The 15,644-nt window shown below is 70.6% G+C and carries 17 protein-coding genes; all 17 read left to right on the top strand.

The genetic code is table 11. The features are described from left to right. The first annotated feature begins 45 nt into the window (after nt 1-45). Genes ACZ5RK_RS12805 through ACZ5RK_RS12885 form a run of 17 tightly spaced genes read left to right on the top strand, consistent with a single transcriptional unit; the run spans nt 46 to nt 15,641 of the window. Entirely contained in the window at nt 46-435 is a 390-nt protein-coding gene (locus ACZ5RK_RS12805) for a TrbC/VirB2 family protein (RefSeq protein ID WP_464910333.1), read from the top strand. A 6-nt stretch (nt 436-441) separates the two neighbouring features. Continuing rightward, the gene (locus ACZ5RK_RS12810; protein WP_464910334.1) at nt 442-759 is read left to right on the top strand and encodes a hypothetical protein; all 318 of its coding nucleotides are present in this window, start codon (nt 442-444) and stop codon (nt 757-759) included. Next, a complete protein-coding gene (locus tag ACZ5RK_RS12815; RefSeq protein ID WP_464910335.1) occupies nt 737-3,280 on the top strand; it encodes a TraG/VirB4 family ATPase in 2,544 nt (847 codons plus the stop codon). The genes ACZ5RK_RS12810 and ACZ5RK_RS12815 overlap by 23 nt, the downstream gene beginning before the upstream one ends. Then, nucleotides 3,277-4,779, top strand: coding sequence for a hypothetical protein (locus ACZ5RK_RS12820; RefSeq protein ID WP_464910336.1), 1,503 nt, complete (start codon nt 3,277-3,279; stop codon nt 4,777-4,779). Before ACZ5RK_RS12815 ends, ACZ5RK_RS12820 begins: the two co-directional genes overlap by 4 nt. After that, nucleotides 4,776-6,620, top strand: coding sequence for a hypothetical protein (locus ACZ5RK_RS12825; RefSeq protein WP_464910337.1), 1,845 nt, complete (start codon nt 4,776-4,778; stop codon nt 6,618-6,620). Before ACZ5RK_RS12820 ends, ACZ5RK_RS12825 begins: the two co-directional genes overlap by 4 nt. Then, the gene (locus ACZ5RK_RS12830; protein ID WP_464910338.1) at nt 6,617-6,778 is read left to right on the top strand and encodes a hypothetical protein; all 162 of its coding nucleotides are present in this window, start codon (nt 6,617-6,619) and stop codon (nt 6,776-6,778) included. Before ACZ5RK_RS12825 ends, ACZ5RK_RS12830 begins: the two co-directional genes overlap by 4 nt. After that, nucleotides 6,779-9,211, top strand: a complete 2,433-nt coding sequence (locus ACZ5RK_RS12835) for a type IV secretory system conjugative DNA transfer family protein (protein ID WP_464910339.1) — start codon at nt 6,779-6,781, stop codon at nt 9,209-9,211. It begins immediately after the preceding gene. Beyond that, a complete protein-coding gene (locus ACZ5RK_RS12840) occupies nt 9,120-9,488 on the top strand; it encodes a hypothetical protein (RefSeq protein WP_464910382.1) in 369 nt (122 codons plus the stop codon). Before ACZ5RK_RS12835 ends, ACZ5RK_RS12840 begins: the two co-directional genes overlap by 92 nt. Next, nucleotides 9,485-9,691: a hypothetical protein gene (locus tag ACZ5RK_RS12845; protein ID WP_464910340.1), complete on the top strand. Its 207-nt coding sequence runs from the start codon at nt 9,485-9,487 to the stop codon at nt 9,689-9,691. Before ACZ5RK_RS12840 ends, ACZ5RK_RS12845 begins: the two co-directional genes overlap by 4 nt. Continuing rightward, nucleotides 9,688-10,131: a lytic transglycosylase domain-containing protein gene (locus tag ACZ5RK_RS12850; RefSeq protein ID WP_054647414.1), complete on the top strand. Its 444-nt coding sequence runs from the start codon at nt 9,688-9,690 to the stop codon at nt 10,129-10,131. Before ACZ5RK_RS12845 ends, ACZ5RK_RS12850 begins: the two co-directional genes overlap by 4 nt. Then, on the top strand, nt 10,131-10,445 hold the full coding sequence (locus ACZ5RK_RS12855) for a hypothetical protein (protein ID WP_464910341.1): 315 nt from the start codon (nt 10,131-10,133) through the stop codon (nt 10,443-10,445). Before ACZ5RK_RS12850 ends, ACZ5RK_RS12855 begins: the two co-directional genes overlap by 1 nt. Nucleotides 10,446-10,458: 13 nt before the next feature. Then, a complete protein-coding gene (locus tag ACZ5RK_RS12860) occupies nt 10,459-11,391 on the top strand; it encodes an AAA family ATPase (RefSeq protein ID WP_464910342.1) in 933 nt (310 codons plus the stop codon). 39 nt (nt 11,392-11,430) lie between these two features. Next, complete coding sequence (locus ACZ5RK_RS12865; RefSeq protein ID WP_464910343.1) at nt 11,431-12,858, top strand: S-layer homology domain-containing protein; 1,428 nt, start codon at nt 11,431-11,433, stop codon at nt 12,856-12,858. Then, nucleotides 12,842-13,951: a hypothetical protein gene (locus ACZ5RK_RS12870; protein ID WP_464910344.1), complete on the top strand. Its 1,110-nt coding sequence runs from the start codon at nt 12,842-12,844 to the stop codon at nt 13,949-13,951. The genes ACZ5RK_RS12865 and ACZ5RK_RS12870 overlap by 17 nt, the downstream gene beginning before the upstream one ends. Beyond that, nucleotides 13,948-14,289 (top strand): hypothetical protein, encoded by a 342-nt coding sequence (locus ACZ5RK_RS12875; protein WP_054647680.1) that lies wholly within the window; start codon nt 13,948-13,950, stop codon nt 14,287-14,289. Before ACZ5RK_RS12870 ends, ACZ5RK_RS12875 begins: the two co-directional genes overlap by 4 nt. Next, a complete protein-coding gene (locus ACZ5RK_RS12880) occupies nt 14,290-15,351 on the top strand; it encodes a hypothetical protein (protein ID WP_054647681.1) in 1,062 nt (353 codons plus the stop codon). A 14-nt stretch (nt 15,352-15,365) separates the two neighbouring features. Then, a complete protein-coding gene (locus tag ACZ5RK_RS12885) occupies nt 15,366-15,641 on the top strand; it encodes a hypothetical protein (protein WP_464910345.1) in 276 nt (91 codons plus the stop codon). Nucleotides 15,642-15,644: the final 3 nt, after the last annotated feature.

Consider the following 15,644-nt stretch of genomic DNA (forward strand, 5'->3'; position numbering starts at 1 on the left):
CTAGGCAGGAGGCTCGGCTCAGAGTAGGCGGCAAGGAGGTTCAGCGTGAAGGCGGTTCTAGAGAAGGTGAAGCGGTTCCTCGGCACGGAGCACGGCAGGTTCCTGGCCCTGGCCCTGGCGGTGGGCCTTACCCTCTTCGGGGTGGCGGAGGCCCAGACCACCCAGAACCCGGCGGACCAGGCCTTCGGCAACGTGGCGAACGCCATCTGCACCATCGTGGGCTACCTGAAGGGCCCCGTGGGCCTGGGGATCATCATCCTCATGTTCGCCATAGGCGGCATCAGCCTCGCCATCGGTGGGCGCAACGCCTTGCCCCTCATGATCGGGGCCGGGATAGGGGGCATCATCATCGCCGCCGCGCCCTACTTCGCCAAGATGTTCTTCGGAAGCGCCGGCACCGTGACCAACGCCCCCGCCTGTACGAACATCCTCTGATTAGCCATGCTCAGGCTCCGGGTGTGGCGGCTCTACCAGCCCCTGACCCTCCTCGGCCTCGAGCTGTGGCAACTCTTCCTCGGGGCCGTGGCCATGACCGTGGGGCTTCAGGTGGGCGGGGCCCTGCCGCACCCGGCCTTGGGCCTGGTGCTGGCGGGCGCGGCGGGGTTTCTGGCGGTGAAGTTTTCCGACCGCTTGCGGGTACGCTTCCCTGGGGCGAGCCTGTGGCAGGAGATCGCCTGGCTCACCCAGAAGGAGCGCTACCGCCCGGAGCGGGACGAGGACACGACTCCCCTTGTCTATGACGAGCGCTTCCAGAGGTAGCCCCTTCTCCCGGGCGCGGGAGGACTCCCTCACCGCGCTCTTGCCGTACTGGGAGCTTCAGGACGGCTTGGTGGTCCTGAACGACGGGCGGGTGGAGCTTGGGGTGCGGCTGGAGCTCCAGCCCACCCTCTTCACCAGCACCGCCTACATGGAGGGCTTGGTGGGAATGGTGAAGGCCATTCTCAGAAGCGGCGTGCCCGAGGGGAGCCGGGCCAGGCTCGTGGTGGAGGTCTCCCCGTCCCCCTTCGCCCGGGTGGAGCGCTACCGGGGTCTGGAGCCCTCCCACCCCACGGCCCGCTTCCTGCAGGAGCGGCGCTACCAGGCCTGGGTGGAGCGGTGGCAGAGGGGGCAGGTCCTGGAGAAGCGGGTCTACCTCAGCGTCCTCCTGGGCAGGCCCCGGCACAGGAGGCGCCGGGTGCCCTTCACCCCGGAGGAGTGGAAGGAGGTGGTGGCGGAGGCGGAGAAGGTGCGGGCCCGGATCGTCCAGGCGGCCTCGAGCTACCGCATCCCCGCCTTTCCCATGGACGACCAGGAGCTCTTCACCGCCATCTACCGCTACTTCAACCCCGCCCTGGCCCTGTCGGAGGCGCCCCGCTACGTGAGGACCTGGCAACGCTACCCCCGGGAGGCCATCCGCCGCATCCCTTCCCTGAGGCCTCCCACCTTGAGGGCCCAGGTGGCCCGGAGCGAGGTGGACAACTCCTACCGGGACGCCCTCTACGTGGGGGGCATGTGGGCGGGGATCCTTTCCCTCTACACCGTGCCCGACGAGACCTACGCGGAGATGGGGGACGTCCTGGCCCGGGCCGGGGGGGACCGCTTCTACCTGGTGATGGACTTCTTCCACGAACCCTTCGAGCTCGCCATCCGGGCCCTCAAAGCCCGGGCCAGGCGGTACTACGCCGCCTCCCAGTCGGGGACCTACGTGGACCCCAACGTGCGGGTGGGGCAGGTGGAGACGGAGGGGGCCATCGCCCACGTCTCCCAGACGGGGGACCACATCTTCCAGGTGGGGGTGAGCCTGGTCCTCCTGGAGCGGGACCGGGGGACCCTGGAGGGGCGGGTGAGCCAGGCGGTGAGCGCCCTGAGCCAGGTGCCGGGGAACCCCTTCCGGGTCCTGAGAAACGGCCTCCTCACCCCCTGGCTTACCCTGGCCCCCTTCTCCGGGGGCATCCCGGAGGAGCGGGTCTACCTCCTGGAGACCAACGCCGCCCACTTCTTCCCCACCACGGGGGCGTGGACGGGAAGCCCCAGGCCCGTGGCCCTCTTCCGGACCCGCCAGGGGGCCCTGGTCTACTTGGATCCCTTCAACAAGAGGATGCGGAACTACAACGGCATCGTGGTGGGGGGTACGGGCTCGGGAAAGACCTTCTCCGTGCAGTACCTCCTCTCGGAGCTCTTGCGGGATGACAAGGTGAGCGTGGTGATCCTGGACCGGGGGAAGAACTACCAGGCCCTGGTGGAGGCCTTCGGCGGGGCCATGGTGGACATCCGCCCCGGGGCGGGCACCTCCATCAACCCCTTCGACCTGGAGGAGGGGGAGGTGGAGCCCACCCCGGAGAAGAAGGGGGACCTCCTGAAGCTCCTCCGGGCCATGGTGCCCCCCGGGGACGACCCCACCCAGGAGGCCGTGGAGAACGCCATCCTGGAGGCGGCCATAGACCAGACCTACAAGCGGGCCACCACCGTGGACCTGGGGGAGGACGGCGCCGAGGAGAAGCGCTACCTGGGGGCCAGGCTCTCCGACCTGGTGAAGACCCTCCTCACCCTGGACGAGGTGGGAGGCCGGGGAATCTCCCCCTCGGAGAAGGAGGTGGCCCGGAGCCTCGCCCTCCGCCTCCAGTCCTGGACCGGGGACTCCCCCATGGGCAGTTTCGTGGACCGCCCCACCTCCGTTCCCGTGAGCACGGCCCGGGTGGTGTGCTACGAGCTGGAGGGCCTGGACACCTACGAGGGCCTGGACGTGGTGGGCACGGTGCTCATGGCCGACCTCATCTGGAAGCGGGCGAAGGAGGGGAAGAAGCGGGGGGAGGAGCGGAACCTCCTGGTGGTCCTGGACGAGGCCTGGAAGGTGTTCAAGAACCCCTACGCCGCGAGCCTGGTGGAGGAGCTCTACCGCAGGTTCCGGCACCTGGGGGGCGGGATTTGGAGCATCACCCAGAGCCTCCAGGACTTCACCGGGGAGAGCGCGGGGAGGATTCTCCAGAACACCACATGGGTCTTCCTCTTCCGGGTGCAGGGGGAGGAGGAGCACGTGCGGAGGGTCTTCGGCCTCCCCGACCGGGCCATGGCGGTGTGGAACTCCTTGGGGGGCGTCAAGGGGCTTTACGGGGAGGTGATGGTGTGGGCGGTGCGGGACGACCGGAAGGAGGGGGACGTGCTCCAGCTCTGGCCCACGCCCTACGACTACTGGCTCTTCACCAGCACCCAGGAGGAGGCGGCCCGGAGGAAGGCCGTGGTGGAGAAGCACGGCGGGGACGTCCTAAGGGCGGTGGTGGAGCTGGCGGAGGGGCGAGCATGAGGGCCCTCATTCCCCTCGCCTTCGCCCTTTTCCCCGCCCTCGCCGTGAGGGTGGAGTGGCTTTCCCCGAGGCCCGGGGCCTACCCGGAGGGGCGGGTCCTAGAGGTGGCGGCCCGGGTGGTGCCGGAGCCGGGGGAGAGGGTCCTCGAGGTGAGGGGCGTGGCCCTCCCCTCGGGGCGGGAGGTCTTCCGCACCACCTCCCTCCAGGTGAAGCGGTACTGGGACACCGGGGGCTTCGGCGGCACCACGGCGCTCCGCCTGGAGGTGGACTACACCGGGGAGAAGACGGGCACGGCCTACGCCCTCCTCGCCCTGCAGGTCCAGGGGACGGGGCTTTCGGGTCAGAACCTCCAGGCCCAGGGCCTCATGGAGGACCTGGACGGCTTCATCACCCAGGCCTGCCGCTTCATCGGCTTCTACGAGCTCGCCTCCGTGCGGTGGCTCTGCACCGCCCACCGGACCGTGAAGAAGGCGGTGAACTACTGGAACCAGCTGGGGGACATGTGGGAGGACTTCAAGAACCAGGCCATCTACTACGGCACCGGGCTGGCCCTGGACTGGCTGGGGAAGAGCCTGGGCCTCCACCAGCTGAACCCCCTGGTGGACCAGGTGGACCAGGCCCTCACGGACTTCATGGCCGACATCCGCAGGCAGAAGAACGCCGTCCTGAACGCTCTGGCCCGGGCGCGAGCGGAGCAGTTGCGGGAGCTGGACGCCTGGAGGCCCGGGGACGACCCCCTTTACTGGGGCCCGGAATGGTGGGCCCGGCTCCTCTCCGGGGTGGTGCCCCAGCTGGGCTTTGAGAACACGGTGCAAAGCCTGAGGGACCTCCAGCGCACCGCCCAGCTCCTGGAGAACCAGTCCCGGGTGGCCCAGAACGTGAAGAACCAGCAGGAGAACCTGAGCCTGGAGAACACCCTCCAGGACCTCTGGGACACCCTGGGGGCCGCCTGGAACTTCATCGCCGAGGCGGTGCAGAGGGGGTGGGCTTCCCTCACCGGGGGGCTTTCCGGGGCCAGCGTGGGCCTCCCCCAGGGACCCTTGGGGGCGCAGAGCGCTTCCCCTGGGGCCTCCCTGGGAGCCCAGCAGGCCTCGGGGGGTTCCGTGGCGGACCCCGGCATCACGGAGCGCCTGGTCTCCGAGGCCCAGACCGCCCCCTCCACCCGGGAGGTGATGGAGGTGGTGGTGGAGGGCTTCGCCGAGCTCATCCGCCTCCAGGCCCAGGACTCCTTCCGGGCGGTGCAGGAGATGAAGAACCTGGCCGCCCAGCAGGCCATGACTGTAGAACAACTGGTCCAGGTGAACCAGAACCTGGTGGAGCTCATCAAGAAGCAGGAGCAGAGCGCCCAGGACCAGCTACGGGCCGTCATGGCCCAGGTAGCTTCCCAGGCGGAGAAGACCTCGGCCAAGTACGTGGTGGCGGGGGAGGCCTTGGAGATTCTGGCGCGGCAATGGAGGGCACAGAGCGGCACCCCGCCGCCCTCGGGGGGTAGCCCGTGAGGCGGGCCCTTCTTGCCAAGGGGTGGGGCGCGAGGCTTCTCGCCTTCCTCCCCTTCCTCTTCCTCCTGGCCCTGGCGGACCCGCCCCCGCCGCCCCAGGGGCAGATAGACCAGGGGGTGCGGGACTTCCTAACGGGCATCCTCTCCGCCATGCTCAACCTCAACGACTGGATCGCCCTCTTCAAGGCGAGCCTCCGGGACTTCCAGGCAGGGGCCTACACCATCGGGCGGAGCCTCATCGTGGTGGGCCTCGTGTGGAGCCTCATCCGAGCGGTCTACTACGGGAGCCTGGAGGAGATTCTGGGGGCCATGGCCCGGGTGGTCCTGGCGGGGGGATTCCTCTGGTTCGGGGAGGTCCTGGACGAGAGCTTCGGCGGGACGCAGGGCGTGTACTACGCCGTGACCAACACCTTCCGCACGGAGCTGGCGGACGCCATGACGGAGGCCGCCAACAACCTGAAGGCCCTGGGGGCGGTCATCAACCCCCTCTTCACCCTGGTGGCCATCGCGGAGGCGGGGGTGGTCCACCTCGTGGGCACGGGGCTGAACGACGCCCCCAACATGCCGGGGTGGGCTCAGCAACTCCTCTCCGGCATCGGGACGGCGGCCCAGCTTCTCAACCCCGCTTCCCTCCTTCTCGTCCCCTTCGTCATCATCGCCATGGTCCTCACGGTGCTCATCAGCACCATGTTCATGCTGGCCTCGGCCTTCTGGCCCATCGTGGCGGGGAGCCTGGCCCTGCCCATCGGCCTCGGCCCCCAGCTCTTCGGCAGGTGGCTTTCCGTGGTGGTGTGGGCCTTCATCATGGGGACCATCGGGCCCTATGTGGTGCGGGGGGGCATGGAGCTTGGGGTCTCCCGGCCCGCGGCCTACATCGCCTCCCAGGCCAGGGAAATCGTGAACACCACCGTGGAGCAACTCGTCGGGCAGTTCCGGGAGAACCGGCGCATCTTCGCGGAGACCCTGAACGACCTGGCCCAGAGGAACGGGTGGGACCCCAGGGTGTGCGGCCTCGAGGTCTTCGTGGACACGGACGGCAAGCTCAACTACCGGAACGTGGCCCCGAACCCGAACGCCCTTCTCTCCCCCGTGGCGTGCGGGACCATGACCAAGGAAGCCATCCAGACCGGGCTCAGGCAGATGGGCACCTTCGTCCTGGGCATCGGTAAGGGGCTCGTGGACATGTTCCAGGCCTGGCTCCAGACCCTCCTCATGACGGCGGGGGGCATGGCGGCGGCCCTCCTCATCGCGGGCTACCTGGCGAGCCTCGTGGCCAGCTTCTTCGGAGGGCTCAGCCTGGCCGTGACGGCGGCGGCCATGAGCATGGCCACGGGGATGACGGCCCAGGCCATGGGCAGGGCCGTGGGCGGAGCCGTGGACGCCCTGGAGGGAGCGGGGCGGGCCGTGGGCGGGGCCGTGGGTGGGGCCTTGGGCGGAGCCGTGGGCGGGCCTGCAGGTGGGGCCGTGGGCGGTATGGCCGGAAGGGCCCTTTCCTCGAGAGGACAGGCTTCCGGCGGCGAAGTGCCCCCCGCCTATACGCGCACGGTGGAGGTGCAACCTTCCCAGGGGGCGCCCTACATGCACCGAGCGGAGTACGGGGAGGGTACGGAGCCCATCGTGGTGCGCCCCGCCCCCGGGGTGGGGCAGAGCGTGGGGTACACGGGCTCCGGGGAAGTCCCCTCCTACAGGGGGGCCCCCGTGGCCCCGGGGCGGTGGACCGACCGGGCCCAGGAGGTGCGGCCCCCGGAGGTTCCCTCGGGCACCACCCTTCCCGCAGGGGGACCGCCTCCTGGAAGATGGATTGAGAGGAGCGCTTACAGGAAGGGGGGTGATGAGGAGTGAAGCGTTGGATTGAGCGAGGTCTGAAGTGGGTCAAGCGGGACCCCCTGCCCAAGGGGGAGTTCCGCCTGAGCGAGGAGGAGTGGGCGGCGCTTCGCGCCCGGCCCCTGGCCCCCAAGGCCCCGGGGTACTGGATCGCCCGGGCGCGGGGGAGGAGGTAGGTGGAAGGGGCCTCCCTCTTCGAGACCCCACGCCCCCTCAAGGTCCTCCGGGCCTTGGGGTTCCTCGTCTTCCTGGCCACCCTGGGCTTCGTCTTCTACCTGGGGGCGCGGGGGGCCCTCGAGGCGGCGAACGCCCTGGCCGGGGCGGGCTGGGACCGGGCCGTGGGCAGACCCGGGGCGAGGGGGGTGGAGTTCGCCGCCGCCTGCATCCTGAACGTCTCCACCCCCTGTGGGACCGAGCTCAACCGGCTCTGGGAGGCCCGCCTCAACTACGACCTCCTCCGGCTGGCCCTGGTCCTGGGTTTCGTGGGGGGACTCGCCCCCTTCGTCTACAACCCGGCCCGCCCCCGGAAGCTCCCCGGGCAGGGGCGGTGGGCCACGGAGAAAGACCTCCGGCCCTACCTGAACCCCAAGGGGGTGGGCTGGTACGGGCAGGTGGGGAGGAAGCCCCTCCGGGTCTCCGAGGGCCAGCGGGTGGCCCACACCCTGGTGGTGGGAAAGCCGGGGCACGGGAAGACCTCGGGGTACTACCTGCCCAACCTCCTCCTGGACGCCAAGGACGGGTGGACAGCCATCGTCTACGACCTGAAGTACCCGGATCGGGAAGGCCTCATGGAGGCCATGGCCTACTACGCCCACCACGGGCGGGCGGTCTACCCCTTCACCCCGTGGGGGGAGAAGTCCTTCCGCATCAACTTCCTGGAAGGAGCGGAGGACATCACCCAGGCCAAGCTCATCGCGGAGATCTTTGTGCCGAGGAACCCCAGGGTGCCCGACTCCAAGGAGTTCTACCCGGGCCTCGAGCGCACCCTCCTCCAGGCCCTGATCCACGCCGAGGGGGTGGAGGGGCGGTACTCCCTGGCCCACGTCTACCGGGTCCTGGGGGACGGGGTGGCCGGGCTCAAGGCCTACGTGGAGGTGCGGCCCTACCTGCAGGTGGAGCTCAAGACCCTCCTGGAGATGCGGCAGGACCAGCTGGCGGGAATCCTGAACGGGGCCCGGAACCGCCTCTCTATCTGGCTGGACCCGGGCCTCGCCGCCGCCACGGAGCCCGGGCCCATGGAGGTCCCCTGGGCGAAGGTCTTCTCCGAGCCCAGCCTGGTCTACATCGGCGTGCCCCAGGAGCTCATCGGGGACAACGCCTCGGGGTACGTGCTCCTCAAGCTCCTGAAGCGCATCGTGGACCTGAAGACCCTCCAGTTCGCGAACAGAAACGGGGGAAGGCTTCCCCTCCCCGTGAGCGTCTACTGGGACGAGTTCCCCAACTTCGGCTACCTGCCGGGCATCAAGGAGAACCTGGGCACCATGCGCTCCCGGAGGGTGGCCTACCACATCGCCGTGCAGAACACGGACCAGGGGCGGGCGGTGTACGGGGACGAGGAGTGGGAGGCCATAGAGGGCACCTTTGCCCAGCGGGTCTACTTCCTCTCCGGCCTCTCGGACAACGACGCCCAGAGGCTCTCCCAGGTCCTCGGGGAGACCTCGGTGATGCAGGAGGTGCGGGGGGTGAGCCGGAGGGGAGTCCTGCCCATCCCCACGAGCCGCACCGTGGGGGAGCGGGAAGTGGCCCGGCCCCTCCTCTCCCCGGAGGAGATGCGCACCGCCCCGAAGGGGGAGGCGGTGGTGCTCCTGGAGGGCATGCCCCCGGCCCGCATGACCCTCTTCGGCATGTGGCGGAAGGACCACCTCCTGCACCGCCTCTGGAAGAAGGCGCGGGAGGCGCGGGCGGGGGAGGCGGGCTTCCCCCTCCCCAGGGAGCGGGGGCCTGTGTCCCTTCCTGCCTCCGCCTCGCCCGAGGGGGAGCCCGCTCCCTGGAGCCGGGACCCCTCGAGGCCCGAAAGCCTCCTCCTCTACCTGGAGGCCCTGACCCGGTGGGTGCCCGAGTTCAAGCGGCACTACCAGGGCTCGGAGACCCTTCGCCTGGACCTCCGCCTCCCCGAGGGCTTCCCCACCCCCGAGCCCGCCTGGGTCAAGCTGGGGTGGTGCGAGGTGGAGGGGGAGCCCGTGCGCCTCTCCCTCACCCGCAAGGGCCTCGAGGCCATCCAGGGGGCGGACCGGGCCGGGTACTGGGCGCTGGTGCGCTGGTGCCGGGTGGTGGAGTGGTGGAAGAAGGTTCACCGGGAGGAGCCCGTGCCCGAGGTCCTCACCCTCCCCAAGGAGGAGGCGGAGCGGGTCCTCATGGAAAGGCTTTGCGGCGAAGCGGTGGAGGTGAGGGATGCGGAGGTTCTGGTGCGTCCTGGTCTTGGCCTCGCTGGCCTCCTCTGCCCTAGGCCAGGGAACGTACACCCCGGAGGAGGCGGCGGAGGTGTTGCGGCGGGCCACAGGGGAGGTCCTGGTGCAGGTGGCGGTCCTGGACCTGAAGCCCCTGGCGGAGGCCCTGAGGGAGGCGATGGTGAGGGGAGGGGTGAAGGTGTACCTGCTCACCACGGATAGCGGCCTCACCCACCCGAGGAGCTACGCCCCCTCCCTGGCCCTGGCGGGGGCCGTGGTGCGCTTCGCCCCCCGGGTGGAGGGGGAGTTCGTGGTGGTGGACCGCAAGGAGGCCATCCGCCTCCTTCGGGGCTACGTGGGCCTCTCCCTGGAGGAGGCGAAGCCCGAACCCTTGGTGGAGCGCTTCTACTTCGCCTTCCTCCGGGCGGTGCCCTTCTCCGTGGAGGACTGGGTGCACCGGCTTTACATGCGGGAGTACGCGAAAGGAGGTGGAAGGTGAAGTGGGCGGAGCTTCTAGGTAAGGCGGTGGCCGTCTTGGGGGCCGTGCTCTTCCTCCTCTCCCTCCTCCGGCTGGACGGGACCGGGGTGGGGGCCGGGCTCGTGGTCTTCCTCTACGGGGTGGGCCTCCTCCTCCTGGCCGGGGTGTACGGGGAGCTCAAGGCGGTGCGGGCCCTCCTGGAGAGGGAGGTGGAGAGGAGGTGAGGGCGGCCTCCCTGGTCCTCCTCCTGGGGGCGGCCTTCGCGTGCGGGTACATCCCCCAGGACCTCTGGGCGAGGACCTGGCACTACGCCCGGGCCTGGGGACTGGACCCCTACCTGGTGGCCGCCGTGGTGTGGGTGGAGAGCGGATACTGCCCCCACGCCCGGGGAAAGGCGGGGGAAGTGGGCCTGGGCCAGTTCATGCCCGGGACCTGGAGGCGGACCACGGGGGCCCCTCCCGAGTGGCGGAGCCACCCCGACTGGGCCCTCTGGGCCACGGCCAAGCACCTCCGGGAGCTATACCACGCCACGGGGGACTGGAGGAAGGCTCTCGCCGCCTACAACGCCGGCCTTGGAGCGGTGCGGAAGGGGGTCATACCCGCCTCCACCCACAGGTACGTGGAGCGGGTGCTTTCGGTCTACCGGGCGTGGCGGAGGGGTTAGTGGAGTCTCTGCCTATCTTCCACGCCCTCGAGGCCCTGGGCCGAGCCTTTTCCCAGAAAGAGGCCTGGGTCTTACTCGGGGTGGGCGGCCTCTCGGGCTACGCCCTGGGCCGGGTGGCCCGGGTCCTCTTCCCCTGGGCGGCCCTCCTCTACCTGGGAGCGGCCCTCCTCGGGCGGGCGGACCTGGAGGCCCTCGCCTACCACCTGGGGGCGGCCTCCAAGGAAGTGTGGGCCTTCCTCTCCGGCCTTCCCACGGGCCTCTCCCTGGGGGCGGTGGTGGGCTTCCTGTCCGGGCTTTCGGACCGCTGGGAGTGAGGTGGAGTGAGGTATGGTGCGGCTTCGCGAGGGGTTTGAGAAGGAGTTCGCGGCCCTCATGGAGAAGCTTCCCCCGTGGGTGCGCAAGGAGGTGGAGCCCCACGGGGCGAGGCTGGAGGAGATCGCCATGGACCTGGGGGTGCCCCTGGCCTACACCGTGGACGGGGCCCCCCACTTCTCAGAGCGGGAGGTGGCCAAGGAAGACCTGAGCTTCGTCCTCCACCGGGTGGGGGGGTTCAAGGACAACAACCGGGCCGGGATCGAGGGCACCCTCCACCGGGTTTCCCGCATCCAGTCGGCCCTGGGGGAGATGACGGGCATCACCATCCGGGTGGGGAAGTTCGTGGAGGGGGTGGCGGAGCCCCTTAGGCCCTACCTCCTGGAGAGCGGGGGAAGCCTCCTCGTGGTGGGGCCGCCCCGCACGGGGAAGACCACCCTCCTCCGGGACATCGTGCGCGTCCTGGCGGAGAGGTGGGGCCCGAGGGTGGTGGTGGTGGACACCTCCAACGAGATCGGGGGGGACGGGCTCACCGCCCACCCGGGGATCCGGCCCGCCCGGAGGATGCAGGTGCCGGACCCCCCCTCCAGGAACCAGGGGCGGATCATCTACCAGGCCATCGCCAACCACTCCCCGGAGGTGGTGGTGGTGGACGAGATCGGCTACAACGAGGACGTCCAGGAATGCCTCACCGCCTCCCGGAGGGGGGTGCGGGTGGTGGCCACGGCCCACGGGGAAAAGCTCCTGGACGTGTTGGAAAACCCCGCCCTGCACCCCGTCCTGGGGGAGCCGGACCTAAGGGAGGGGAGGCGGAGGACCCGGCCCTCCTTCGGGATGGCCCTCCAGGTGGTGGCCAAGGGCCGCTACCTCGTCTACCCCGACCTGGCCCAGGCCCTGGACGACCTCCTCCAGGGGAGGGAGCCGGAAGGGGTGGAGCTCAGTGTGTAATGTGTTGCCATAAAAGTTAGTAAGTGATAGCATGTGGCTATGCGGCGAGTCGCCCTAGCTACCCTTCTGCTGGCGGGCTCGGTGAAGGCGCAGATGGCGGACGTGCCCCCGGGGCACTGGGCCGAGGGGGCGGTGCGGGCCCTCCTGGAAAAGGGCGTCCTCACGGGCTTCCAGGACGGCACCTTCCGGGGAAGCCAGGCGGTGAACCGCTACCAGGCGGCGGTCATGCTCTACCGGGCCTACCTCACCTGGACGGAGGAGGTCCTGGCCCGGGTGCGGAAAGCCCTGGAGGAAGCGGGGGCGGCCCCGGAGCGGATCGCCGAGCTCTACGGGCAGGTGGCCGATCTCCTGGAGGTGGTGCCGGAGGTGAGGCGGGCCCTGGAGGACCAGGGGGTGCGCCTGGAGGCCCTGGAAAAGGACCTGGAGGAGGTGCGCCAGGCTCTCCTCACCGCCCTGGAGGCCCAGGCCGCCCTCAAGGACCTGGGGGCCCTCGAGGGGGCGGTGGACCGCCTGGAGAAGGAGCTGGGGGCGCAGAAGGCGGCCCTCGCCCAGATGGAGGTCCGGGTGAAGGCTCTGGAGGCCACCCTCGCCGAGCTCACCCAGAAGGTCCAGGAGGACGAGGCGGCCCGGGTCAAGGACGCCCAGGCCACGGGGAAGCGGGTCTACGCCCTGGAGGAGAGGATCAGGACCCTGGAGGAGGGGATGGCCTCGAGGGCCAGGGCCCAGGTGTACGCCGGGGTGGGGGAGGAAGGCCCCATGGGAGGCCTCGCCCTGGAGTGGAAGGTTGCTTCTCCGTCAGGAGAACACCTTGAGGCCCGGGTGAACCTGGGCACCGACCGGGTGGAGGCCTCCCTGGAGGCAGGCCCCGCGCGGGTGGCCTACCGTTCGCTGGCCGTGGGCCGGGCGGAGGCGGTGGCCCGCTACGCGCTCTTCCGGGGCATCCGCCTGGTGGGGGAACTGGGGGCGGGGGACGGCGGGTACTACTTCGGGGCGGCCTACGTGGAGCACGAGCCTGAGGGCGGCATCCTCCCTGGGGTGCACGCCCGCCTCGCCGTGGGCGCGGGCCTCGTGGCGGGCGAGCCCGGGCGGTACTTCGCGGAGGCCCAGGGGGGTGCCCGCCTGGGCCCCGTGGACCTGACCCTGGGCTACGGGCGCTACTTTGGCCTGGGGGGCGGGGACACCCCCTTCTCCGCCCTCTTCGCCACCCTGACCTACCCCGGGGAGGGTTTCTCCGGGCAGGTGCGCCTGGCCTACGCCGTGCCCCAGGAGGACATCGGGCGGGACCGGGGCCTTTTGGTGGAGGGGGAGGTGGGCTTCCCCCTTCCACCCTTCCGGGTGAGCCTCCAGGCGGGGTACCGGGAGGGACTTCTCGGGAAGGGCGTGGCCTCCCACGTGGACCGCTTCCGCTTCACCACGGCCACGGGCTTCTACGGGGGCGTGCGGTTGAGCTATGAGGTTCGCTTCTAGCGCTTTCCTGGCCCTCGCCTTTCTCCTCTCCTCCTGCTCCGAGCTCCAGCAGGAGTTCCAGGGCCCGGCCCGCCTCGAGGTGGCGGGGGTGAAGGAGGGGGCGTGCGCCACGGTGAAGGTGGGAGGCCAGAGCGCTACCCGGTGCGGGGACTACACCTTCCGCTTCACGGGGCTTTCCGGGAAGCTCCCCCTGGAGGTGCGGGTGGAGTGGCAGGGGGTGGAGGTCCAGGGCTACCAGGGGGAGGTGGAGCTGACCCCGGGGGCCACGGCCCGGGTGGAGGTGGCCCGGAAGACCCTCGCCTTGCGGGCGGAGGTCCCCTGGGCGGGTAGCGCCGCCACCTACGAGGCCTGGGTGGATGGGGAGTGGGCCTTCGGGGTGGCGGCCTACCCCGACCCGGCCCCGGAAGGCCTCGAGGGCATGGCCCTGGTCCACCGGGGCGGGGCCTCCCTCGTGGTGCCCACGGCCCCCAGGGCGGTGATCCGGGTGTGGGACGGGGCCGGGGAGTCCCGGGTGGAGGTGGCCTTGCCCCAGGACGGCGCGGTGGTGCGGGTGCCCGAGCCCCGCTACGCTCCCATCCACCTCACCCCGGAGGGGGTGGCCGCGAGGGTAGGGTGCGTGGCCGCCCTCCTGGGGGGCGTGGAGGCGGCCCGCTCCTGCACCCCGCCCTTCACCCTCGCCGTGAGCCCGCCGGACGGGGAGTACCGGGAAGTCCTCCTCGTGGCCTACGCGGACGGCCTCCCCTTCCAGGAGGGGCGGGTGGTGGCCCGCTCCGGGGAGAGCCGGACGGTGCCCCTGGCGAGGAGGCGGGTGCGGGTGGAGCTCACCGCCCCGGGCTTCACCGCCGACACCGAGGCCGTGGGCGAGGCCTGGCTCCGGCCCGAGGACCAGGAGGGGGTGGCCCTCTATGGGGACGCGCCGCCTCCCGGGTACGAGGGCTACCGCCTGGCCGACCGGGCCCTGGTGGTGAACGGGGTAGCCACCCTCTCCGTTCCTACAGGGCGGATGGTCCTCTTCCGCATGGTGGGCGCCGCCCGCACGGCGGAGGGGGTGGTGGACCTGGTGGATGCCGACCGGAGGGTGGTCCTGCCGTGAGAGAGGGGCTTTCCCTGCTGGGGTTCACGTTCCTCGCCCTCCTCGGGGGGTGGGTCCTCCAGGCCCTAGTGGGCCAGGGCACCTTGCCCTTCCTTCTCGCCCTCTCCCCCCTTCTCCGGGCGCTTTTCCGGGGGCGGGTGGGGGTCTACTACGGTGGGGCGGTCCTGGGTCTGGCTGGGGCCATGGTGTGGCGGCTCGGGGGACCGTACGCCGTTCTGGCCTATCAGGCCCTGGCCCTGGCGGCGGACGGCTTCTTCCGGCGGGAGGAGGAGGGGCACGGCTTCATGGCCACCTTCTTCCCCGCCCTGCTGGTGTTCTACCTGGCCCTGGGGGTGTAGATGGAAGCGGTGTGGCAGGAACTGGAGGCTAAGCTCAGCTCCTTGGAGCCAGAGGTGGCCAAGGAGGTGGTGGCGCGGGCCAGGGAGGCCTCCCCCAGCCGGAGGGCGAAGGAGGTCTTTCGGGCCCAAAACAGGCGGGTAGCCACCCCCCTGGAGGAACCTCTCCTCCGGGTGGCCACCGTCCTGGTGGAGGAGAAGCTGGTGGGGAGCTACGAGGAGGCCTTTGGCGTCCTTGGGGTGGAGGCGGACCGGGGCCAGGCGGGGCTCCAGGGGGAAGCAACAGGGGAGGCCCCCTCGGCCCAGAAAGCCCCCGCTCCTGAGGCCCATCCCGTCCAGGCGGCTCCTGCTAGGGAGGCCTCCCCGCCTCCTCCCAACGGAACGGGGAAGCCCCCCAGGCCCCAGGACCAGAACGAGGCGGCGCAGGACTCGAGGTGGCGGCGGGCCTACCAGGAGGTCTTCGGCCAGGACCCCTCGGAGGACCCCCTCCTCTACCGGGAGAGGCTGGCCCAGGCCCTGCTCTTCTACCGGCAGGAGCACGGGCGGCGCAGGGCCTTCGAGGAGGTTCGGGAGGTGGAGCGGCGGCTCCAGGAGTCCCGGAGCCGGGCCCGGGAGCTTCTGGGCTCGGAGCCGCAGGTGGACGTGGGGGCGGCCTTTGTCCAGCTTGGGAAGCTCTCCGCCCAGCTGGAAGAGATGGCCCGGCGGGTAGAGCGCCTGGAGGAAGCGGTGCAGAAGGAGGCCTCCAGGTTCGGTGGGGTGAACGCCGCTCTTCGGCTCCACCACCAGGAGATCCGGGCCCTGAAGGTCCTGGTAGAGGGCCTAAGGGCGGGGGACGGCGTGGACTGGAAGCGGGTGGAGGCGGCGGTGCGAACGGCCAAGGCCGAAACCATCCGGGAGGTGGAGGAGCGCATCCAGGGAGCCACGGACCTCTGGCGGGGCGAGGTGGAGCCGAGGCTCAAGGCCCTGGAGGAGTGGGCCAAGCGCATCACCGAAGCCTTCCGGCGCACCCTCGAGGCCAAGGAGCGGAGGAGGGGCCTCTTCGGGCTCTTCGGAGGTGAGAAGTGAAGGGGGACGGAAGTGTGGCCTTCAAGGCGGGGGACGTGGTGTTCACCGTTCCCCGGAGCATGTTCCGGGCGGACGTGAACGGTGTGGTCCAGGTGGGGGAACACCAGGTGCCCGCCAAGGTGATCTACGCCGCCTGGGCCGTGGGCGTGGACCAGGGAGTGAAGGCGGGCGTGGCCCTGGGGGCGGGCTTGAGCCTGGTCCTGGTGGTGGGGGTCTTGCTCCTCCACCGGGCGGTGAACGCCTGGCGGGAGCGCAGGCGGTGGACGCCCCTGGACCGGATAGGGAGGTGAACG

The sequence above is a fragment of the Thermus kawarayensis JCM 12314 genome (genome assembly GCF_055393575.1).

Coding starts and splice junctions, on each gene's coding strand:
- ACZ5RK_RS12860 (WP_464910342.1), top strand. CDS start 10,459: ATGGTGCGGCTTCGCGAGGGGTTTGAGAAGGAGTTCGCGGCCCTCATG.
- ACZ5RK_RS12815 (WP_464910335.1), top strand. CDS start 737: ATGACGAGCGCTTCCAGAGGTAGCCCCTTCTCCCGGGCGCGGGAGGAC.
- ACZ5RK_RS12870 (WP_464910344.1), top strand. CDS start 12,842: ATGAGGTTCGCTTCTAGCGCTTTCCTGGCCCTCGCCTTTCTCCTCTCC.
- ACZ5RK_RS12810 (WP_464910334.1), top strand. CDS start 442: ATGCTCAGGCTCCGGGTGTGGCGGCTCTACCAGCCCCTGACCCTCCTC.
- ACZ5RK_RS12865 (WP_464910343.1), top strand. CDS start 11,431: ATGCGGCGAGTCGCCCTAGCTACCCTTCTGCTGGCGGGCTCGGTGAAG.
- ACZ5RK_RS12880 (WP_054647681.1), top strand. CDS start 14,290: ATGGAAGCGGTGTGGCAGGAACTGGAGGCTAAGCTCAGCTCCTTGGAG.
- ACZ5RK_RS12820 (WP_464910336.1), top strand. CDS start 3,277: ATGAGGGCCCTCATTCCCCTCGCCTTCGCCCTTTTCCCCGCCCTCGCC.